We start from the raw sequence: 20,341 nt of genomic DNA on the forward strand, positions 1-20,341 counted from the left end.
TTTTGATTTTATTTTAACATAAATCAAAGTAAAAAATATAAGCGCTTACATCACAATTTTTATAGATAAGGATGGTCTATAGATATGATTTATATTAAGGACTTAATGTCAGGGTTAGATATTTTTAAAGCACTGGGGTCAGAAATCCGCATTCAAATTCTCGAGCTACTTGCTTATCAGGGCCAAAGTATGAATGACATTGCCAACAAACTTAATTTGAGCAACGGTACCATTACAATGCATATTCGAAAGTTGGAAGAATGCGGCCTTGTGGAGATCAATACCGTGAGCGGCAAGCACGGTACCCGAAAAATGTGTTATTTGAACAAGGATAAGCTGATGGTAGATTTGCGCAGCAGAGAACAAAAAAATGTGTATGAGGTTGAGATTCGCGTAGGTCATTATAGTAACTACCAAGCGTCCCCCACTTGTGGATTGGTGACCCGAGACAGCATAATCGGCGATTTTGATGATCCACGCTATTTTGCAGATCCCGGGCGGCTGGAGTCGGAAATGATCTGGATGGCCGAAGGTTTTTTGGAATACCGCATCCCCAACTATCTGAAAGCGAATCAATCCTTTAAGGAAATTCAATTCTCCGCAGAACTGGGCTCAGAAGCACCCTGCTATTGTGAGGAATATCCCTCTGACATTTGTTTTCATATTAACGGTATCCCTATTGGGCACTGGACCAGCGCCGGAGATTTTGGAGAAGTGCCGGGGGTTCTGAATCCAGATTGGTGGCCACCGCATTTGAATCAATATGGTATGCTCAAATTAATTCGCATCAATCAGCATGGCAGCTTCATTGACGGGTGCCGCATATCCGAAGTCACAATAGACGATATTAACCTTAACTATAAAAGCGACATTACACTCCGTTTATCCGTAACCGATCAATCGGAAAACAAAGGTGGGCTCACTATTTTTGGCAAAAGATTCGGGAATTTCAGTCAGGATCTGCTTGTGCGCGTGCTTTACGATGTGCACGGGGAGGACAGCACCAACTCCTGACACGCCACATGTAAAAATAGGCCGAAGCCTGTATTCATTGAATACATGTCCTCGGCCTAAACATCCTGATCCTCACTTAAAGAGATATAGATCAATAAATAAAAAATGACTGCTATCCCAAACACCAGCCAGCAAAAGGACAGCAAATGAAGCCTTGGTCCTGCATGTACTCCCCATCTCCAAATATCCGCAAGGAGCACCAGTGGCTGCAATAATACATCCCAGCTATTCCAGCGAGCAAATCTGCCAATATATACGCCTATGCTGGCCAGCCACAACAACACAAAAACTACAGCCCATGCGAGTCCACCTGAACAAATCCTCCTCAGCATATGGTGGATCACCAATACACAAAGGGATGTAAGAAAAAGGCCCAGCCCTGCTGCTGAAAAAGACGTAAATAAGATAAACCAAAATTGTGTGTTCAACCAAAAACGTGTATCAGGATTCACATCGTAAAAACGAAACGCATGAAGTAACTCAGTCACCAAATAAAGAGCATTCGGCAGAAAAAACAACCATACAATTGAAGAGAAAAATAAAAGAATACTTCTCACTTTTGTACTTTGCAGTCTGAATAAAGCCATCATTCCCAGAGTGATAAAGACCGGAACCCAGGCCAGGAATATATCCCAGTACAGAAATTGATACATCCTTGTTCCGCTTGTGGACTGTAAATACATAATGAGTCCGAAACAGCCCAACGTAGCTACAAGCAGCACTCCCAACAAACTGAGCAGCTTGTAGCCCTTCCTTCTTAACAGCAAGTTTCCATCTACCTCCTGCCTGAGTATGCGTATATACGTCTTTTCAAGCCCTATTTTATAGCGCTTTCATACTTAGAGAGAAAGCCTTTGTCTATTTACTCCACGTTTCGTATGTCCTCGGATACATGGTTTGTTATCGTCAAGGCATCAAAGGTAACAGCACAGCCCTCCCCCACCGGGGATTGAGCAACAACTCCAACTTTTAGCTGGTTAGGAACATTCATACCAAAATATCTCGCCAGCTTCCAATGCTGACCGTCTGATGAATAATGGAATGCAAAGCAATTTCCAGCTCGTGCCACTCGTAAATACGGATTGGACACGTCCATCGCCCCAGAGATACAATCATCGGATGTATCCCGAGTGACCACACTAAGAATAGATGGAGTGCTTTCAAAATATTCAAAACACAGCTTAGCCCAGTGGGTATCATCCGCCATCATCATCAAGCATCCTGAATCATAAGGCTGCTTCATATCAACACGGACCCTCGTCCATATTGTAAAATCACCTTGAAGCGTTGTATGCAAAAAGGGTGCGGACGATTTAGTCGCTGCGCCAGACGGATCCCTAAAGAAATCTGCCTGTGAAGGTGCAGAAATTTGCAAAGACTTGGAATCATCGAATCTCCACTCAGCCGGCTCATTGATCCAGCTCCAATCCGCCGGCAAAACTTCACTGCTAAAGCGTTCAAATACGTTCATATGGATACCATTCCTCTCTGGCAATATAGTCATATAACACATTGAAATCTGGGGCACAATCCCCTTGATACCACTATATACGTTATTTTCCAGTCGTCAATGATGATGATGTGTCTTTAAAGTTTATAAAAAAAAGACTTGCCATCCTGAAATGTTGTGCTTATAATTACACCTAACTTGATACGGTAACAAATTTCAATGACGAGAACGAGTAAGCTATACAGCGGATTTGCAGAGAGTTGGGGCAGGTGAAAGCCAACATTCCGAGGGTAGCCGAACGCCATCTCTGAGAAGCGGGCTGAACCTGAAGTAAGCTCTGCCGCCTTTCCAGCGTTAACCGGAACACGTATTGATGGATACGTGAACAGAGTGTCATTTCCTATGGAATGAAACTAGGGTGGTAACACGGGTATAAACTCGTCCCTTTTACAGGGGCGGGTTTTTTTGTTTTTTAAAAAGGAGGAAATCATCATGACAAATGTATCGACAGCAGTATCAATAACCGATTTTTTGACTCCAGCTGTACGGGAAATGCCACCTTCAGGCATCCGTAAGTTTTTCGAATATAGTACAGGCAGAAAAGATATTGTATCGCTTGGTGTCGGTGAACCTGACTTTGTAACCCCTCAACATGTCAGAAAGGCCTGTATCACAGCACTGGAAAATGGTAAAACATCATACACACCGAATGCTGGTCTTCCCGAGCTTCGTGAGGAGATTGCCGGATATCTGGAGAGCAGCTTCAGCACATCCTACAACCCGACAGATGAAATCATGGTTACCATTGGCAGCAGTGAAGCACTGGATTTGGCACTACGCGCCCTGATCACCGCACACGATGAAATACTCATTCCGGCTCCATGTTATATTTCGTATTCACCCATCACGTTTCTGAACGGAGGACATACTGTAACGGTTGAAACCTCTGCGGATCAGCAGTTCAAGCTGACAGCTGAGGCACTCCAAGCCAAGCTGACTCCACGATCCAAAGTGCTTATTCTCTGTTATCCGAATAATCCGACGGGTGGGGTGATGACCTATGAGGATTGGCTACCGATTGCCCGCCTGGTTGAGGAGCATAATCTTGTCGTCATATCAGACGAAATTTATGCTGAACTGACCTATGGACAGAAGCATGTAAGCTTCGCTGCTCTGCCGGGAATGAAAGAGCGCACCCTGCTCATCAGCGGCTTTTCCAAAGCATTTGCGATGACAGGCTGGAGGGTCGGCTACGTGTGCGGCCCAAGAGAGTTGATTTCAGCTATGCTGAAGATTCATCAATATACCGCCATGTGCGCTCCTATTATCGGGCAAATTGCCGCAATTGAATCCCTGCGTAACGGGCTGGAGGAAAAAGATCGTATGATGGAATCCTACAATCTGCGTAGAAAATGGTTCGTTGAAGGCCTATGTCAGACAGGACTGCCATGTCACGAACCAAACGGTGCCTTCTATGCTTTTCCCTCCATTATGCACACAGGGTTAAGCTCAGAGCAGTTTGCCAAGCGGTTGCTGGAAGAAGAAGGAGTCATTACTGTACCCGGTTCCGCATTTGGCCCAGGCGGCGAGGGCTTTATCCGCTGCTCGTATGCATCATCACGAGAACAGTTGGAAATGGCTTTGGAACGCATCAGCGTATTCTTGAAACGTCTATAAATACGATTTTTCCTATCATGAAATGAACATGAGTACTGGATGAAAGTTACTTTAGCAGCTTCTGAATAAGCTTTTTCTGGTGTGCTGGCAAGCCTTCCGGCCATTCCCCTACACGGCAATCACAAATGTCGGAGATTTCGGCGCTTGGTCGGAAAGTATCCAGGAGTCCGGTCGTCCTAATCTTTAGGATGTCCGGTATTCAGAACGTTTTGCACAAAATCAGTCTTGGCCTCCGTGTATGCTTCACGATCATGCTGATTTTCCATCGCCAGCCGTCTTTTTAATACATCATATTGCTGAATCAGCTCAGGCTGTTCACGAAGTCGATTCCGAAACAATAGCTGCTGATCCCAATGCTCATCAGATTTCAGCATGAGATGCAGATGTCCCTTTCTTTGATCCTGTTCCACTTTAACCAAAAATCTTCTCCATTCCCGACCGTCCAATTCAGGTGGAACATAGTTCCAGCCTGCTGGTTGTAAAGCAGATACGACCTGTTCCAGTTGATCCCAAGATTCTAATTTTGCCATAATATCAATAATGGGCTTAGCGGAAAGATTGGGAATTGCCGTGCTTCCTATATGTTCGATTTCCGTCACCTTAAACGGCAGTAATAACTCCCGCAACTGGTGAATGACCTTTAAGCCCTGCTCTGACCAGGCAGGATCAGCATTCACTATTTTTACAGGCTCCGTAGCCCACACCGGCCAATGTTCCTGGTTTTGCTCCTCATGCATTCATGATCCCCCCTAATTTCCACGCATGTATTCTCTCATTCAGCTGATGTTCGGAAAGGCAATGCTTCGTGCATTCAGTTCTAAAGCTAATTGGAGTGCATTATGGTAGCATTTCGCCAATAGCTCCTCTTCCCGATGGTCGCCACCATTCCACACAGGACCGACAGTATGAATAACATATTCAGCATACAGTCACGTTTAATAGTTCAATTTGGGTATCCATTGATCCTGCTCCTCTTCTAAAAATCAACCGTTTATATAGTCATCTTATAGTCTCCACAGGCAATTTCTACTATATCGTCATAGGTTTTCAGCATAAGGTGCTTTAGATTTTTCCCCCGTGCACTTGCTATTGTAGCCAATAACGGCGTATCTGTAAGCTCATCAAAGCTGCTGCCCTGCGTATATTCCCGATCAGACAGGTGCAAAGCAACGTCCAGTTCAATCATGTTGAAGTAGTAGACTTCTGTGAATATCAGTTCGTAGGGCACAAAACCATCTGTTGCTTCCGCTGCCAGCCCCCCATTAATCTCTCCCTTCAAAACTAGCTCCTTCTTCGAATAATTCATATGCACATGGTCCAAATAGATCGCATCTCGTCCATACAATGCTCCAATCGGGGTTTGAACGGCCTTTATCTGTGGCATCCCTGCTTCTTCCCTTCATCTCTATTTCCCATCCAGTAATATAAGTAAAGTCGCAACCGCCTGATCTACAAAAGAGCGCGCTGGACGTGATTTCATCATCACGGTAATCCCGATTAACAAAGAGACCATCGTATGGGCCAGAGCTCGTGCGTCCATGCTAGCCTCCAGCTCTCCTGATCGTATACCGCGCTCAAGGGTTTCCTGAAAGACGGCAGAAAGATACATCTGATGTTCTCTGGTTAAAATTTCAAATCTTTCATCATGAGGGGCTAATTCTACCATCGTATTGATACAAAAGCATCCCCTATTAGGCCCATCCTCGTACTCTTCTGCCACGATTCCTCCAAAAAAATTGTAAAACGCTTCTTTTACAGAAGAATTGCTTTGTAGTCTAGAGCGTACATAAGCAGCGTGGGATTGCGTATATTTGCGCAGCGCGGCTTCGAATAATTGCTTCTTGTCTCCAAAAGCAGCGTAAATGCTAGGGCGCTGAATTCCCATTTTGGAGGTTAAATCGCTTAAAGATGTAGCCTCGAATCCTTTTTCCCAAAAAATTTGCATCGCTGCATTCAACGCTTGATCTTCATCAAATTCCCGTGGTCGAACCATAAGCAGCTCCTTCTTTTCATATCGTTCAGTATATTAAGATTGTATGATCAGGAAAAGAAACTGTCAAATATGTACATGATAAACTCTTGACATTTTATATTTGCACGAGTTATATTGACCTAAATTCATTACATACCAATCGGTATATTATACTCAACGGTATGTAAATTACAGAAAGCGACGTGGTATGTGAAAATGAAGACGTCAGAAGAAAAAGCGGTACTCCTCCCTCATCAAAAGGTAGCAAATGCTGCCGAAACAGCCCCCATTCCCTCCTTGTCCCGATCTGTGGCACTCTTGTTTGCCATAGCCTGCGGGCTGGCTGTCGCTAACATTTACTATGCACAGCCATTGCTGGATGCGCTGGCAAACGAATTTGGCATTACGCACTCATCGGTAGGCATGGTCATTACCATCACGCAAATTTGTTATGCGTTGGGATTATTGCTGCTCGTCCCGCTTGGCGATCTTTTGAATCGACGACGACTGATTACAGGGCAAATGCTGCTATCCGTGCTGGCACTAATCGTGGTTAGCTTTGCTCCTACCCGTACAATACTGCTTATGGGAATGGCAATGATTGGACTGCTGGCTGTAGTCACTCAAACACTCGTGGCTTTCGCCTCTACCTTGGCTAATCCGACTGAACGTGGGCGTATCGTAGGTCTGGTGACCAGTGGAGTCGTTATCGGCATTCTGCTGGCACGAACCGTGGCCGGTGTATTAACTGATCTGGCAGGCTGGCGTTCAGTTTACCTTGTTTCTGCTATACTTACGCTGTTTATGGCTGTAGCTCTGTTGCGGGTGTTGCCAAAGAACGAACCCACAAGTGTGACACTTTCCTATCCGCAACTGCTCCGCTCGGTTATCGTACTGTTCGTGCAAGAACGAATTCTGCGTATTCGTGCTGTCCTTGCGCTGCTCATTTTTACGGCGTTCAGCATATTGTGGACTTCGCTTGTGTTACCTCTCAGTGCCCCGCCTCTATCTCTTTCACATACAGCCATCGGAGCCTTTGGCCTGGCTGGAGTCGCCGGGGCATTAGCAGCAGCACGAGCAGGGCGTCTTGCCGATCAGGGCTTGGGACAACGGACGACGGGTATCGCACTAGTTGTATTGCTGCTATCCTGGTTACCTATCCGCTACACCGAGCATTCTCTGTTCGCTTTAGTTCTTGGCGTAATACTTTTGGATTTGGCCGTACAGGCTGTACATGTCACCAACCAAAGCCTGATTTTCAATGTTCGCCCTGAGGCACGGAGCCGACTTACTGCAGGCTACATGATATTTTATTCCATCGGTAGCGCCACCGGGGCCATTGCTTCCACTCATATGTACATCTATGCCGGATGGAACGGGGTGTGTCTATTAGGAGCTGGTGTCAGTGCTCTGGCTCTCATCTTTTGGGCTGTAACTCGACGTTCAACTTGATGGGGAGACTGCTATTGATTGAATCAGAAAAAACCGCTTGGTCCACAATAATGGCCAGGCGGTTCTCTTCTGTCACGACAAAATCATCACTTGATTGCAATATAAATCAAAACAGGTTCATCTGGACTGCCATACACTTCAAAATCACCTGTGTATGTCCGCTCCCCTTGTCCCATGGCAGCCCACTCCCAAATCGTCTGCCATACACGGAAGACAGAAGAAGGTTCCTGAGTTGCCTGAAAAATAGCATAGCGTGCAGCCGGAATGACAAGTTCTTCAAGATCGTCAGGAGTCTGGAAATCAACAGCCACTTCCTTCCCGATAAAAAATGTATACTCGCCCAAAGCTCCATTTTCATAGTCAGTATAGCAACCATAGACAGAAGCATGTCCTGCTTTTTCCTTTATCCGACCAGGCACGTCCTCACTCCAAAAACGTTCCCACATGTTTGGAATGATCCCGTGAGATGTTTGTTCATTCTGATTACTTGTACGTGCTTTCAACCCAATCAAACGGATCTCACCTCGATATTCTTCCCGAATGGGTCCATCCAGTGTAAGCCCCGTATCCTCTGAGGACCGCCATCGTTTCAAAAACGGCAGGTAATTACGCAGCATCGAAGTCGCTTCTTCTTCCTGCATCCCCTTCTCTACCAGGAAAGGCACAGACTGCTGAATCATTCCCTCCATAGTCAATTCAGGCTGTACAAATTCGCCTTCCTTGTAACAATACTTGCAATACTCATCCGTTTTATGATGTTGTGCATCCGTTCCATATTGGTCCTCATGCTCCAACGGCATCCCGCAACTTTGACAAGCTTTATCCATCCTCGTAAATCCCCTTTCGCTAACTGATATCAGGTATGCCACCAGTATAACGAAACAAACCTGACAACTATGGGTCAGGTTTGTTTTACTTAATCTAAGATGATTCCCGAACTTCTTCATAATTAGACGCAATACTCAGCGCCATCTTATGAATCTTGTCTCGCAAATGGGCTGGTTCCTTGACAACCACATCCGGTCCCAGGCTTAAAATAAATCCGTACGCCCATGCATCCTCGGGAAACGGGACCGAAACCGTGTAGATCCCTTCCTCCTGCTCGGTCAATGCTTCTACGCCAAACCAGTCCTCCGCCAAATGCCTTGAATTACGGTTAAATTGTAGCGTAAATGGTTGTACGGCTCTGGATGCCTCCATCCGTCCCTCATTCCACGGCAGCACTTCATAAGAAAGGTCCCTGCGAGCAAAAACTGTCTCTGTAACCACAGGGTCACTCATGCGGGAGAGTTTGAATAGACGAAACTGCTCCCTATCGGGACAATACGCATATACAAACCATTGTTGTCCTTTCAGAACGAGCGTATGCGGTTCAACATTCCGTTCCGTTATGGCTCCTTCCGCATTTCGATAGGTAAAAGCGACAGTACGCGCTTGGCTCATTGCTTCTTTCACCTTTTTCAATTTGCCTTCCTGTGCAGCTTGATTTCCCCATCCCGAATGATCGACGATAAACTGTGTGGTACGGACACTAAATCGCTCTTTCCCGGACTCCGGTATAATACTTTCAAATTTATGAAGTAACCGCGACACATTGGGGCTGCCCAACGTCGAGGACAAACTCTGCAGCCCCATCACAATGTCCTTGACATCGTTATCCGTCAGCATACTGCGATCCAAACGGTATCCTTCCATCAGACCGATTCCCCCATTGGCTCCCTGATAAGTCACCACCGGAATACCTGCCATACTAATCGCTTCAATATCTCTATAGATCGTCCGGATCGAAACCTCATATAAATCAGCCAGTTCCTTCGCTTGTACTCTATTTTTCTTTAGCAGCAAAATGACGATAGAAAGCAATCGGTCAATTTTCATTTTTTCAAAACCTTTCACCCTTAGTAAAAATAAGCCATGAGTTCCTCATTATATTCCTGTCCGTGATATTCTAAAGCATTCTTTTCTATACCATAGGTTTCAAATCCCAACTTCCTATACAGCTTAACAGCAGCTTGATTGGTAGTTACCACACTCAGGTTAATTTGCTTCAAACCTTCCAATTTTCTACCTTGGCTGATGACTTCCAATAAAAGTTTTTTAGCGATCCCCTGACCTCGGTAGGTCGATGGTACATAAACTCCCCAAATCGTTCCTTTATGCTGCGTTTTTATTTTTTGTTCTCTTCTAAACCCAGTCATACCAGCCAGCTGATGATCCTTTGTAAATGCACCAAGTATGTAATGATCTCGTTTATTTTGTATCTGCTTCACCACATCAGATAATGGAACTCGTGCAGCTTCCTCATAGGAGGTTCCAAAAGCTTCAGGGTTCATTTGCAGGGCTTCCAGTCTCAAATTCCAATACGTTTCAGCGTCTGCTGGTTGTATGTTCCTGATTAAAATCATGGTTTCCCGTCCCTCCAAATGTTTTCCTTCATCTTACTCTATCTCTTCTCTAAAATGAATCTGTTATTCTTCGATTAAAATAACCTCAGGTGCTCTATCCAGCCGGATAGAATGCCTGAGGTTTCAATAACTCCTTACAAATTATGACTCGTAGCGCTTCAGCACAATAACCGCATTATGACCACCGAAGCCGAAAGAATTAGATAGCCCAATATTTAGTGGAACCTTGCGCGCTTCGTGAGGCACATAATCCAGATCGCAAGCAGGGTCTGGATTATCCAGATGCATGGTTGGAGGAATGATACCTTCTCGCAGGCTTTGCACAAGTGCAATCGCTTCAACACCGCCCGCAGCCCCCAGCATATGACCCAGCATGGACTTATTCGCAGTAACCGGAATCTGATAGGCATAATCACCAAAAAGCTTGTGGATTGCAAGGGTCTCAGCGACATCCCCGACAGACGTACTCGTCGCGTGGGCGCTAATCACGTCCACTTCTTCAGGGGAGATGTGAGCCGAACGAAGGGCCGCTTTCATCGCCAAGTAAGCTCCGGTTCCTTCGGGATGCGGTGCAACCATGTGATAAGCATCCGAACTGGCTCCATAACCGATGACCTCACCATAGATTTCCGCACCACGTCGGATAGCGTGTTCCAGTGACTCCAGTACCAGAATACCTGCACCTTCGCTCATGACAAAGCCGTCCCGATTCTGATCAAAAGGTCGACTTGCTATAGAAGGCTCCTCGTTACGTGTGGACAAGGCAGTCGCATTAGCGAAACTCGCCAAGGCCAATCTAGTCACCGCCGCTTCAGCCCCACCAGCAAAAATGACATCCGCATCTCCTGTACGAATCGTCCGAAACGCCTCTCCAATTGCTGTATTCCCAATAGAGCAAGCCGTCACGGGTGAAAGCGTAGGTCCCATCGCTCCAAACGCGATACTAATTTGAGCAGCAGCCATATTCGAGATCATCATAGGTACCAGCGTTGGGCTAACTCTACCCGGTCCACGATGTAGCAGCACATCTACATTGTCCACCAACGTATCCAAACCGCCGACTCCCGATCCCACATAAACACCGACACGCTCCAAATCGGTGTGATCCAGTTCCAGACCGGAATCCTTAAGCGCTTGTTCTGCTGCATATAATGCAAACTGAGTAAACCGATCCATTCGTCTAGCATCTTTACGTCCCCATTGTTTTTCTGCATCAAAATCCTGTACCAGTCCAGCAATTTGTGCTTTCAAATCGGACACATCGAATGTATCAATTTTACGTATACCTGAATTGCCTTCCAGCAAATTCTTCCACAACGTGTCCACTTCATTACCCAGTGGGGAAACGACACCCATACCTGTTATCACTACTCTTTGCATAAGCTATTCATTCCTCCTGCTCGGTGACTTACTTATAATCCTCATTTTACCCTCGTCTTATCCTATTACAAGTGTTTGTTTATCCTGGTATAATGAACACTACTATAGTAAACGCCTTATTTGCTCACTTCGGATATACCCATTGAATGGAGAGAAAATACCTATGAAAACGGAAGCACGTCTGGAAGCACTGTCTGTTTTTCTAAAAACAAAAAGAGCCCGCCTACACCCACATATGGTCGGTCTCCCCCAAGGATCACGTCGCAGAACACCAGGCTTGCGCAGAGAAGAAGTCGCTCAGCTGGCAGGTGTCAGTACGACTTGGTATACCTGGCTGGAGCAAGGACGAGATATTAAGGTGTCCGCCTCTGTGTTGGATGCTATTGCTGCCGCATTGCAGTTGAACACAGACGAGCGCAAATATTTGTATGATTTGGCGATCGAAGCCGGGTCTCACAGCCTTCCTGCTCCTGCAGAGCAAGCCGTCATTTCCCCCTCTCTGCAAAAGATCGTACAAGAGCTCCACTACTGCCCTGCTATTATTTCAGATCGGCGCTGTCATATTGTCGGCTGGAACGCCGCTGCTGCTCATGTTTTTATGGATTTTGCCGAGCTACCCCATGAGCAACGCAATATGATTGAACTGCTATTCACCAAAAAGGAGTTTAAAAGTCTAGCCGTGAACTGGGAACACTTTGTAAAGGGGTTCCTTGCTATTTTCCGCGCTTATTACGGGCAATACGTGACAGACCCCTGGTATGCACAATTTATACAAAATATGAGCCAGGCCTACCCAGAGTTTAACGAGCTTTGGAATCAGAGTGAAGTAAGCTCCGCACCGGAGGTGCTCATTGAATTTCGTCATGCCAAGGCTGGCAAAATGCTATTTGACCTGACTTCTCTTCAGGTACAAGGCAGTGTTGATCTCCGTTGTAGCATTTACACCCCCAATGCGCAAACCTCTACGGAAAGTAAACTCCAAAAGTTAATGGAAGGCAGCTAAAGGATTTCATCCCTCCTGTTATGAAGATATCTTTTTCCGTCCATACTACATCTACGATCTGTGCTAAATAGATGCCACATATGTGACAGAACCAAGAGCTTCAACTGTGCTACTACCAGGAGGGAGGGAATCATCATGAAAGCCAAATCGACAAGTTCCCCGCATATACACAATCAAGCGCCACTGCCTGTTCCGGTGCAATTTGATCGAAGCTGGCAGGATGAGCTGGACCAACGCCTACACAAAGGTGGCCCTTGGGGAGATTGGAATCTGTATCAGCTGGCCATTGAGGCTGAAAAAGCCAAGCTGGTGCCGAGCTTCGATGAGCTTCAATGTCTACAGCATTTGCAAGACCTCACTCCACTACCCCATCAGCTGGATACCGCTCGGAAGGTACTGTTTCAAATGTCCGGACGTGCCATTCTTGCCGATGAAGTCGGCCTAGGCAAAACGATCGAAGCTGGAATGATCCTAAAAGAATATCTGGTTCGCGGGCTGGCTTCCAAAGTGCTTATTCTTGTACCCGCATCCCTGGTCCTACAATGGGTGCGTGAGCTGAACAGCAAATTCGGTATTCCCGCTGTCGCCCAGAAGAAAGCGTATTCTTGGTCTTCAGAGGTCGTCGTGGCCTCTATGGATACCGCCAAGCGGGAGCCCCATAGTAACATCCTGCTAGATACCGATTATGACCTGCTCATTATAGACGAGGCTCATAAGCTGAAAAATGAAAAGACATCCAACTACCAGTTTATTATGAAGCTGCGTAAAAAATATTGTTTGCTCCTGACAGCAACACCTGTACAAAACGATCTGTCTGAGCTGTTTAACCTGATTACACTGCTCAAGCCCGGTCAATTGGGAAGACATGGCGATTTTTCAGCCAACTTTGTTGTAGATAAGCGTCTGCCTAAAAATGAAGATCAGCTCAAGGATGAGCTGTCTAAAGTCATGATCCGCAATCGTCGCGGAGAAGGCCCGGTTCAATTCACCAAACGAAATGTTTCCAACATTCACTTGGAACTTTCGCCGGAAGAGCAAGCGCTGTACGATGGGGTGACCTCTTTTGTCAAAGAGCAATACCAGGCGAATGGCGGAAATTTAAGTAGCATGCTGTCTCTCGTCACCCTTCAACGGGAAGTGTGCAGCAGCCGGGACGCTGTGTTCGTGACTCTGGTCAATTTGTCTAAAAAGATGGCTCCAGACTCTCCTCTACGCGATCGTGTCTGGGATTTGGTTGCACACATTAAAGCGATCAAGGCCAATTCCAAAGCAGAAAAAGCGCTTGAGCTTATCCGTCAGATGAACGAAAAAGTGATCATTTTTACAGAATACCGAGCCACACAGGAGTATTTGCTGAACTATTTCCGTGACCGTGGCCTATCTGCTGTTCCTTACCGAGGCGGCATGAACCGTGGACGCAAGGATTGGATGATGGATCTGTTCCGTGGGCGCATTCAGGTCATGATTGCCACCGAAGCGGGTGGTGAAGGCATTAACCTGCAATTTTGTCACCATATGATTAACTTCGATTTACCGTGGAATCCCATGCGCGTGGAGCAGCGGATCGGACGGGTACATCGACTTGGACAGACGCATGATGTTAATATTTTTAACTTGTCCACAACTGGAACGATTGAGGAGCATATCCTGCATCTGCTGCATGAAAAGATAAATATGTTTGAGATGGTCATTGGCGGATTGGACGTTATTCTGGAGAAGTTTGAGAAGAAAGAATCCATTGAAAAAAGTTTGTATAAAATTATGCTTGAATCCAGTAGCGATGATGAAATTCGCAAAAAAATGCAAAATCTGGGTCACTCGCTGGATTCCATCAAACAGGAAATGGAACAACTGCGCACAGACCAGCCAAACACCGAGGATTTATTAGGCTTAGCAGGCAATACGGTTCCTCCGGGCAAAGCTCGACGCAGTGTGAAAGGAGGTCGCTAGTTTGACCATGAATGCACAGCAAGTCCAGCGCTTTGTCCACACCTATCTGGAAGCTACCGGATGTAGTGTCATCGAGAGGTCGCCCCACCATGTAACCGTCAAGCTTTCTCCAGAAGCGGATAAAGCCCTAACAAACCGCCCCTACTATTGGGGATACGTAGAGCGTACTGGCGTTCCAGCGCAGACGATGTCCTTCACTTTCATCTTTGATGGGGAAGCCTATCGCACAGAACAGGAACGTTTAGCCGATCATACGCCACCAACTCCAGCATCAGGCAACGCAGCACAGGATCAGGTCATGGGGCGTTACTTCGGTCATGTACCGACGTTACCACAATTAGGACCTGGACGTATTTTGCAGGAGGAGCTTCGATATGGAAGCCGTCGGCTGCATCAAATTTTTGAAGCCGCACGGGATGGAGGGAAATATGTTTATTTGTTTGAGCAGCCTGATGCCCGTCAGCTGTCTGCCCGCTCTCCCGTAGTCTATGAAGCTTGGCTCAGCATTTGCTATAAGATTGAATTCGCCTGCGATTTGAAGCGTGAGGAACTTCAGTGGCTAGGTATTTCGCTCAAAAGCGGCACCATTGTAACCGATTTTGGCGCCATGCTCGAAACCCGACAGCTCAGCCCGCTGCTGGCGGGCAATATGCATGTACAGCCTGCCAAGCTGTCTGTCCCTGAAGCTTCCACCTCGCTTGAAAGCTATCTTACCGAACAGCTCCGTCAGCAAGATTATGATTGGGCTGAGCAGGCGAGGGAACGATTGCGTGAGGAATTGGAGGTTATTGACCATTACTACGATGATCTAATCAAGGAGCAGAAAGAGGAAGAGGATAAAAAAGAGGCCATTTCAGAGCAGTATCAAGCCCGCCGTAAAGAAATGGTATGGCAATATGAGCCAAAGGTACTCGTATCCGCCATTAACTGCGGGATATTTCATCTGCGGTAACCGATATCTCTCGCTCCTTCGCAGGAAAGTTGCAGAGGTATCGTCAGCTTGTAACATCTTGCTTCAGCCTACATCAGTTTCCGCTGCTGTAACCACAAGTTTGGTTAAACATGTCTCCTATGTATCGACAGCAAAAAACGAACCTGGATACGACATTTATGCCGACAAGGTGCAGCAGTCTTTTTATCGGACAGGCTGTATGCTGGATAAAAAAGAATGCCTCCGTCGGGCAATCAAGCCGACAGAAAGGTGGATTACATTGAATAAGAGTCATTCCGGGCACTATAGCATAGGTATGATCGCAGCTGTTCTGATCGGCCTGTCCGCAGTCTGTCCGTTCACTTCCATTCATGCGGCTCCCTCAGCCGCACAAGGCAACAATTTAAACTCGGTGTCTCTCTACAACGAAAGCTCGTGGGTTCCTCCATTGAATTCCACGAGTCCTATTCCCCCTTCCCCAGGTGACGTTTCAGCAAGTTTTCCTACTGAGGAGCAAGGCGTGCCCGCAGACGTAAAACAGACTGCGGACAACACGGTACAATCCCTATCATCGCAGCCCCCTTTTGCCTCGTGGAAAGATGCTGAGCTTAGCTATCATCCGCTCGGACCTGGAACCCATAGTTGGCTTGTTCAAGTAAACCGTGCGGGAGAATACATCGGCTACCTGATTATCGGCTCAGACTCCAATGGCGCATATCAACTCAACGAATACGGGAATGGTCCGGGCGGGCCTTATAGTATGGCTGTACTTCGTCAATCCCTGGTGTCGCTCACAGATACTGATCTTTCATCTATCGACAAGCTGCAAATCACACCTATGTATGAGGAACCGCTACTAGCCTACTGGCTGGTGCGTTCCTCTACAGGCAGCGAAATATGTATTGATGCTGTGACTGGCGATCCGTTACCTGTAGAAGTGGCAGATGGGAGTTGGAAACATAAGCTCCAGAACAACGCATTCTCTTTATCTGTACCCTTTTTGAAAACAAAGGCGCAAGCGGTTACGGTCTCGTCTGCTCCTTTTGATCCCTATGACGATCTGGGTTGGCTTCAACCCAAGCAAAAACTTTCTGTCCGTAACACAGCCCAATTTATGGATACACTGAGTATTTCACCGCGTATTATATTTTCTGCCACAGGTATCAATTTTGCCTTTGGAGGTCCCTTATCCATTAGTGGGTATCAGTCCTGGATATCCCCAGATCATCCGTCCCAACCCAATTTATATGCGTTAACCTACCATCATGGACTGTCCCGATTTGTACCATTAAAACAGTTATTGTCAGCTGGTGAATTTTTTCGTTTGGACTCTTAGTTATTAAGAAACACGCAAAATGATTCGGAATGATCCCTACAACACAAAAAGAGACCTCAAATGGCATCCCCTATGCCTCTTGTGGTCTCTTTGGCGAGTTTAATGTCGCTCTCTTCGTTCTCTGCGTGTGGATTTCATCCACATTTTCAGAGCCAGAGGCAACATGCCAAACCATTTGCTCACCCACGGCTCTCTGGCTTGTTTTTGACTGCGTCGAACATCACGCGGTGTTTCCATATAGCGAACAATTCGCTGCGTAATATACGTCACCAGTTCGTCACTCTTCGCCATCCTCCATGACCTCCTCTATTCTGCCCCTATCATGTCCATTCACATTGCTTGGAAATATCGGATTTACACGTTAGGTGCAGATACAACTAGCTTGCTCATTTTCCAAAAGGTCTAACCCCTGTGGGAATAACTATGCATGGTTTCCCTTAAATGGAACATACTATCTTCAATCAGTAAATAATCAATTCGTCCACTGGAGGAATAGAACGTGCGAAAAAAAAAGTTAAACAAGATATGGCTGAAAGGGCTGGGGTTGAGTCTATGCATCCTTTGCAGTGCTGTATTTGCCCCATTTACCTATATAGCTGCTCAGCCCAACGAGAAAAGTAGCGAACCGAACAAGTATACAGAGGGTCCATCCAACGTACATTCGTCCTATCACGCTTTTGCCAAGCCCGTTGTCCTGATTGATGTAGGCCATGGCGGCGTGGATGGTGGAACAAGTCACAAAGGGCTTTTGGAAAAAGATATCAATCTCGCCATTGCTCAAAAGCTGTACTTGATCTTACGCTCCCAGGGTTACCCTGCTGTCCTGAATCGGGACAAGGACTACGCACTGAGTGACGATAACCGTTGGTTGCAGTCCAAATCCCGGCACCTTAAAGACCTGGCTCAACGTAAAAGTCTAACAGAACAACTGCCCACCGCTTTGGTTGTAAGCCTGCATGTCAATTGGACCAAACGTACCGAAAAACGTGGACCCATTGTGCTGTATCAGGATGAAGGCAGCAGCTATCTGTTGGCTGAACGGATTCAGCATTCATTAAACCGCTTATTTTGCATGAATAGAGAAACAGTGTACGGAAAACCCTTTTATCTTCTGAATAAAATCCAGCATCCCGCTGTAATTGTGGAAACCGGATTTATCAGTAACGAACAGGACAGAGCCATGCTTTCCGGGGATCGCGGTCAAAAAAGCATTGCTGAAGCTGTTGCCGAAGGCATTATTGCGCATCTGACGGCATGGTAGTGTTGGTGGCTGGGTCTCCAGTCCATCCCCATACAGCACGCACCAAATCGCTAATACCCACAAATTTGGCGTGCTCCTTTAGCTTGGGAACCGATGAATGAAGAGCCGAGGATGTATACATGCCAGACATGCCAACGTGCCCAATCGTTACGCATGTATCGTGCTCGTCCAGCCACTCAACCACTTTTGTAAGTTGCCGATTCACATGAGCGAGTGTATGGACATCATCCAGGAAAACATCATTGCGTACCGGTGGCATTCCCTTTTTAGCGGCAAGTTCAGGTACCACTGACCAATAATTAGTACGGCTGTCGACAAAAAATAGTCCATGCTCCTTACAAACATCAAGAACAATAGACATAATGCGTTTATCCGAAGTGACCTTGGAACCCATGTGGTTGTTCATTCCTATCGCATAAGGAACATCCTTTATGGCTGCTGTCACCTTAGCGCGTACTTCTTCATCCGTCATATTTGCCTTAATTGCTCCGGGTCCAAGCCATTCGGGCTTTCCCTGCTTTGGTTCCATTGGAAGATGGACGATGACATCATGACCACGCTTATGCGCTTCCATAGCGTCCTGCTTGGTTGTAGGCAGGAAAGGCATCACAGCAACGGTAATCTTAACGGGTAAATTTAAAATTTGCTCAGTCCCTTTCATATTATTTCCCAGATCGTCGATAATGACGGCAACCATCTTTTGCGGCACGTCCTGTTTGTCTAATGCTTTTGCAACACCAGTACTACAGACCATGAATAACATGCATACCGAAATACAGAGTACTACGGTTCTCCGTATTTTAGAGCTTGAATGGAATACAGGTACATAAGCTGGCTCTTTCCGGCCGCGAGATGCCTTTAAAGCCTTTTTTATTATGTTTCTCATGTGTAGCTTCCGTCGTGTACTCATTGCGGGTCAGCCTCCTTCTCTGTCCCTTCATTGTGTGAGTAACCTCGTCTAAATATGTATAAGGCAGATCCATGGAATACTCCCTGATCTGCCTTATCGTGCGTAGAAACGTATATTAAAGCCGCTTACCAGTTCTTATCAATAAATTCATCACGGCCTGATTGGGCCCGATCTTCCTTATAGTGCTTCACGTTTTTCTTGTGGTAATCCTGATGATAATCCTCTGCCGGATAAAAAATAGAAGCAGGAAGAATCTCCGTTACAATTGGCTTATCAAAACGTCCACTTTGTACCAACTGCTCCTTGGACTGTTGCGCAAGCTCACGTTGCTGCTCTGTATGATAAAAAATTGCGGGTTTATACTGTGTACCCCGGTCCTGGAATTGACCTTCCCCGTCGGTAGGATCTGTTTGCGGCCAATATAATTCGAGCAGCTTTTCATAAGGAAACAGCTCAGGCTCAAAAGTAATCTGCACCACCTCGTAGTGACCTGTAGTTCCTGTTTTAACCTGCTCGTAGGTCGGATCGGGAATCGTTCCTCCAGTGTATCCTGACACAATGCCATGAATGCCCGGCTGCTCCTCAAACGGAGTCACCATACACCAGAAGCATCCACCTGCAAAAGTTGCTTTCTCCATATTTCATCCAACCTTTCAATAGCTTCAATCATAAAGTGCGTTATTTTTTATCATATCTTAAAAGATAACCTTATAAAAGAAATTTTCTCCCTTTACAAACCTCAACCGATATCCGTATTACATAGTCGTCTGGATTTTTTTCTGCGAAATAGTTGAGCAAATCCACTGCGTACGCACTCCCGCACACAGTCATCCCTTTACTCGCTATATACTCTTTTATAACGGAGTACGCTTCAGACATTGTTTCATATGATCCTCTGTGATTTAAGACAGCATAGAGGCCTTTGGGTTTGGTAACTATTCTCTCTCCCACAGTCGGAGCCTTTAGCTTATTGGCAATATAATCGGAATAATAATCCCCTGACTCAAACCGATCCTTGGATAAAATGGTCCAGATCGGAAACTCATAATCAGTAAAGTGATTTTCGCAATAATCTCGATGTTCACTTAATTTGTGAGCAAACTCCTTATCACCATCACCCTGTTCCAGTAGTGTGGCAATGAAATATTCCTCTTCACATTCTTCTATCGACGGTCCATCGTGTAACTCTCCCTTGGCTTGCTCCGTCATTTCAATGGCATCTTTCAATAGGCTTTGCATCCGTTTTATTCTAATCCGTTCCACTTCAAGGTCATGCAGTTTCTGTTTGAATAGCTCTATGAGCAGAGGCGTATTCTGATTCTCAATAAATTCCTTGATTTCCTGTAGTGAGCTTCCCGCCTTCTTTAGCACATTAATAATATCAAGCGCGTAGCATTGCTGAATGGAGTAAAAACGATAGCCTTTTGAGTTTGTGAATTCTGGTTTCAAGAGCCCGATCTCATCATAATGGAACAGGGTATGTTTGGTGACTCCGCAAGTCTTGGCCAGCTCACTGGTAGTAAAGTATGGGCTGTGACTTTTTGACATAACTCATTCCTCCGTTATGTTTTAGAAGTTTAGTATGTCTATTTTATCCCGA

Annotated in this window: 21 protein-coding genes, 1 pseudogene and 1 other annotated feature; of the genes and pseudogenes, 8 read left to right on the forward strand and 14 right to left on the reverse strand. The window is 46.1% G+C overall.

Annotated elements, in window-relative coordinates; translation table 11 throughout:
• Nucleotides 1–84 precede the first annotated feature (84 nt).
• Nucleotides 85–1,014, forward strand: a complete 930-nt coding sequence (locus BM358_RS02195; protein WP_028542797.1) for an ArsR/SmtB family transcription factor — start codon at nt 85–87, stop codon at nt 1,012–1,014.
• A gap of 56 nt (nt 1,015–1,070) precedes the next feature.
• Here BM358_RS02195 and BM358_RS02200 read toward each other — a convergent pair whose 3' ends face one another.
• Nucleotides 1,071–1,781: a DUF1361 domain-containing protein gene (locus BM358_RS02200; protein ID WP_028542798.1), complete on the reverse strand. Its 711-nt coding sequence runs from the start codon at nt 1,779–1,781 to the stop codon at nt 1,071–1,073.
• A 95-nt stretch (nt 1,782–1,876) separates the two neighbouring features.
• Nucleotides 1,877–2,485 carry a DUF1349 domain-containing protein gene (locus BM358_RS02205; protein ID WP_028542799.1) on the reverse strand — a complete coding sequence of 203 codons (609 nt, stop codon included), beginning with the start codon at nt 2,483–2,485 and terminating at the stop codon, nt 1,877–1,879.
• Nucleotides 2,486–2,674: 189 nt separating this feature from the next.
• Nucleotides 2,675–2,913 (forward strand) — a binding site (T-box leader).
• Between the two features lie 43 nt (nt 2,914–2,956).
• On the opposite strand from BM358_RS02205, the gene BM358_RS02210 reads away from it, so the two are divergent.
• Nucleotides 2,957–4,141: an aminotransferase class I/II-fold pyridoxal phosphate-dependent enzyme gene (locus BM358_RS02210; RefSeq protein ID WP_023988066.1), complete on the forward strand. Its 1,185-nt coding sequence runs from the start codon at nt 2,957–2,959 to the stop codon at nt 4,139–4,141.
• A gap of 176 nt (nt 4,142–4,317) precedes the next feature.
• Here the strand turns inward: BM358_RS02210 and BM358_RS02215 are convergent, their stop codons facing one another.
• From BM358_RS02215 to BM358_RS02230, 4 genes and pseudogenes are all read right to left on the reverse strand, one after another.
• On the reverse strand, nt 4,318–4,878 hold the full coding sequence (locus BM358_RS02215) for a GrpB family protein (RefSeq protein WP_023988065.1): 561 nt from the start codon (nt 4,876–4,878) through the stop codon (nt 4,318–4,320).
• A gap of 42 nt (nt 4,879–4,920) precedes the next feature.
• Nucleotides 4,921–5,070 (reverse strand): annotated as a pseudogene (locus BM358_RS02220) (macro domain-containing protein); the annotation flags it as partial.
• A gap of 62 nt (nt 5,071–5,132) precedes the next feature.
• On the reverse strand, nt 5,133–5,525 hold the full coding sequence (locus BM358_RS02225; RefSeq protein ID WP_023988064.1) for a hypothetical protein: 393 nt from the start codon (nt 5,523–5,525) through the stop codon (nt 5,133–5,135).
• Between the two features lie 21 nt (nt 5,526–5,546).
• Nucleotides 5,547–6,134: a TetR/AcrR family transcriptional regulator gene (locus BM358_RS02230; protein WP_023988063.1), complete on the reverse strand. Its 588-nt coding sequence runs from the start codon at nt 6,132–6,134 to the stop codon at nt 5,547–5,549.
• A gap of 195 nt (nt 6,135–6,329) precedes the next feature.
• On the opposite strand from BM358_RS02230, the gene BM358_RS02235 reads away from it, so the two are divergent.
• Nucleotides 6,330–7,565, forward strand: a complete 1,236-nt coding sequence (locus BM358_RS02235) for an MFS transporter (protein ID WP_023988062.1) — start codon at nt 6,330–6,332, stop codon at nt 7,563–7,565.
• Between the two features lie 86 nt (nt 7,566–7,651).
• On the opposite strand, the gene BM358_RS02240 is transcribed toward BM358_RS02235, so the two are convergent.
• From BM358_RS02240 to fabF, 4 genes are all read right to left on the reverse strand, one after another.
• Nucleotides 7,652–8,392 (reverse strand): zinc ribbon domain-containing protein, encoded by a 741-nt coding sequence (locus BM358_RS02240; RefSeq protein WP_028542800.1) that lies wholly within the window; start codon nt 8,390–8,392, stop codon nt 7,652–7,654.
• A 94-nt stretch (nt 8,393–8,486) separates the two neighbouring features.
• Nucleotides 8,487–9,443, reverse strand: coding sequence for a helix-turn-helix transcriptional regulator (locus BM358_RS02245; RefSeq protein WP_023988060.1), 957 nt, complete (start codon nt 9,441–9,443; stop codon nt 8,487–8,489).
• 20 nt (nt 9,444–9,463) lie between these two features.
• Nucleotides 9,464–9,970, reverse strand: a complete 507-nt coding sequence (locus BM358_RS02250) for a GNAT family N-acetyltransferase (RefSeq protein ID WP_028542801.1) — start codon at nt 9,968–9,970, stop codon at nt 9,464–9,466.
• 141 nt (nt 9,971–10,111) lie between these two features.
• Nucleotides 10,112–11,350 carry a beta-ketoacyl-ACP synthase II gene (gene fabF, locus BM358_RS02255; RefSeq protein WP_023988058.1) on the reverse strand — a complete coding sequence of 413 codons (1,239 nt, stop codon included), beginning with the start codon at nt 11,348–11,350 and terminating at the stop codon, nt 10,112–10,114.
• Between the two features lie 163 nt (nt 11,351–11,513).
• Between fabF and BM358_RS02260 the strand changes: the two genes are divergently transcribed.
• The 4 genes from BM358_RS02260 (at nt 11,514) to BM358_RS02275 (ending at nt 16,570) form a co-directional block, all read left to right on the forward strand.
• Nucleotides 11,514–12,353 (forward strand): helix-turn-helix transcriptional regulator, encoded by an 840-nt coding sequence (locus tag BM358_RS02260; protein ID WP_023988057.1) that lies wholly within the window; start codon nt 11,514–11,516, stop codon nt 12,351–12,353.
• A gap of 135 nt (nt 12,354–12,488) precedes the next feature.
• Nucleotides 12,489–14,303, forward strand: a complete 1,815-nt coding sequence (locus tag BM358_RS02265; RefSeq protein ID WP_028542802.1) for a DEAD/DEAH box helicase — start codon at nt 12,489–12,491, stop codon at nt 14,301–14,303.
• 1 nt (nt 14,304) lies between these two features.
• A complete protein-coding gene (locus BM358_RS02270; RefSeq protein ID WP_028542803.1) occupies nt 14,305–15,255 on the forward strand; it encodes a YqhG family protein in 951 nt (316 codons plus the stop codon).
• A 58-nt stretch (nt 15,256–15,313) separates the two neighbouring features.
• Nucleotides 15,314–16,570, forward strand: coding sequence for a hypothetical protein (locus BM358_RS02275; RefSeq protein ID WP_226887703.1), 1,257 nt, complete (start codon nt 15,314–15,316; stop codon nt 16,568–16,570).
• 99 nt (nt 16,571–16,669) lie between these two features.
• On the opposite strand, the gene BM358_RS02280 is transcribed toward BM358_RS02275, so the two are convergent.
• Nucleotides 16,670–16,861, reverse strand: coding sequence for a YqzE family protein (locus tag BM358_RS02280; protein WP_023988052.1), 192 nt, complete (start codon nt 16,859–16,861; stop codon nt 16,670–16,672).
• A gap of 208 nt (nt 16,862–17,069) precedes the next feature.
• On the opposite strand from BM358_RS02280, the gene BM358_RS02285 reads away from it, so the two are divergent.
• Nucleotides 17,070–17,831, forward strand: a complete 762-nt coding sequence (locus tag BM358_RS02285) for an N-acetylmuramoyl-L-alanine amidase (RefSeq protein WP_028542805.1) — start codon at nt 17,070–17,072, stop codon at nt 17,829–17,831.
• Here BM358_RS02285 and BM358_RS02290 read toward each other — a convergent pair.
• The 3 genes from BM358_RS02290 to BM358_RS02300 form a co-directional block, all read right to left on the reverse strand.
• Nucleotides 17,806–18,741 carry a divergent polysaccharide deacetylase family protein gene (locus BM358_RS02290; protein ID WP_028542806.1) on the reverse strand — a complete coding sequence of 312 codons (936 nt, stop codon included), beginning with the start codon at nt 18,739–18,741 and terminating at the stop codon, nt 17,806–17,808. The two genes, BM358_RS02285 and BM358_RS02290, sit on opposite strands and share 26 nt — an antisense overlap.
• Before the next feature lie 125 nt (nt 18,742–18,866).
• Complete coding sequence (gene msrA / locus BM358_RS02295) at nt 18,867–19,379, reverse strand: peptide-methionine (S)-S-oxide reductase MsrA (RefSeq protein WP_028542807.1); 513 nt, start codon at nt 19,377–19,379, stop codon at nt 18,867–18,869.
• Between the two features lie 70 nt (nt 19,380–19,449).
• Nucleotides 19,450–20,289 carry a MerR family transcriptional regulator gene (locus BM358_RS02300; protein ID WP_028542808.1) on the reverse strand — a complete coding sequence of 280 codons (840 nt, stop codon included), beginning with the start codon at nt 20,287–20,289 and terminating at the stop codon, nt 19,450–19,452.
• Nucleotides 20,290–20,341: the final 52 nt, after the last annotated feature.

The organism is Paenibacillus sp. cl130 (assembly GCF_900116035.1).
In the GTDB taxonomy this organism is placed as follows: Bacteria; Bacillota; Bacilli; order Paenibacillales; family Paenibacillaceae; genus Paenibacillus; species Paenibacillus polymyxa_B.

Coding starts and splice junctions, on each gene's coding strand:
- BM358_RS02215 (WP_023988065.1), bottom strand. CDS start 4,878: ATGCATGAGGAGCAAAACCAGGAACATTGGCCGGTGTGGGCTACGGAG.
- BM358_RS02290 (WP_028542806.1), bottom strand. CDS start 18,741: ATGAGTACACGACGGAAGCTACACATGAGAAACATAATAAAAAAGGCT.
- BM358_RS02210 (WP_023988066.1), top strand. CDS start 2,957: ATGACAAATGTATCGACAGCAGTATCAATAACCGATTTTTTGACTCCA.
- BM358_RS02245 (WP_023988060.1), bottom strand. CDS start 9,443: ATGAAAATTGACCGATTGCTTTCTATCGTCATTTTGCTGCTAAAGAAA.
- BM358_RS02230 (WP_023988063.1), bottom strand. CDS start 6,134: ATGGTTCGACCACGGGAATTTGATGAAGATCAAGCGTTGAATGCAGCG.
- BM358_RS02195 (WP_028542797.1), top strand. CDS start 85: ATGATTTATATTAAGGACTTAATGTCAGGGTTAGATATTTTTAAAGCA.
- BM358_RS02250 (WP_028542801.1), bottom strand. CDS start 9,970: ATGATTTTAATCAGGAACATACAACCAGCAGACGCTGAAACGTATTGG.
- msrA (WP_028542807.1), bottom strand. CDS start 19,379: ATGGAGAAAGCAACTTTTGCAGGTGGATGCTTCTGGTGTATGGTGACT.
- BM358_RS02240 (WP_028542800.1), bottom strand. CDS start 8,392: ATGGATAAAGCTTGTCAAAGTTGCGGGATGCCGTTGGAGCATGAGGAC.
- BM358_RS02205 (WP_028542799.1), bottom strand. CDS start 2,485: ATGAACGTATTTGAACGCTTTAGCAGTGAAGTTTTGCCGGCGGATTGG.
- BM358_RS02225 (WP_023988064.1), bottom strand. CDS start 5,525: ATGCCACAGATAAAGGCCGTTCAAACCCCGATTGGAGCATTGTATGGA.
- BM358_RS02280 (WP_023988052.1), bottom strand. CDS start 16,861: ATGGCGAAGAGTGACGAACTGGTGACGTATATTACGCAGCGAATTGTT.
- BM358_RS02235 (WP_023988062.1), top strand. CDS start 6,330: ATGAAGACGTCAGAAGAAAAAGCGGTACTCCTCCCTCATCAAAAGGTA.
- fabF (WP_023988058.1), bottom strand. CDS start 11,350: ATGCAAAGAGTAGTGATAACAGGTATGGGTGTCGTTTCCCCACTGGGT.
- BM358_RS02300 (WP_028542808.1), bottom strand. CDS start 20,289: ATGTCAAAAAGTCACAGCCCATACTTTACTACCAGTGAGCTGGCCAAG.
- BM358_RS02260 (WP_023988057.1), top strand. CDS start 11,514: ATGAAAACGGAAGCACGTCTGGAAGCACTGTCTGTTTTTCTAAAAACA.
- BM358_RS02265 (WP_028542802.1), top strand. CDS start 12,489: ATGAAAGCCAAATCGACAAGTTCCCCGCATATACACAATCAAGCGCCA.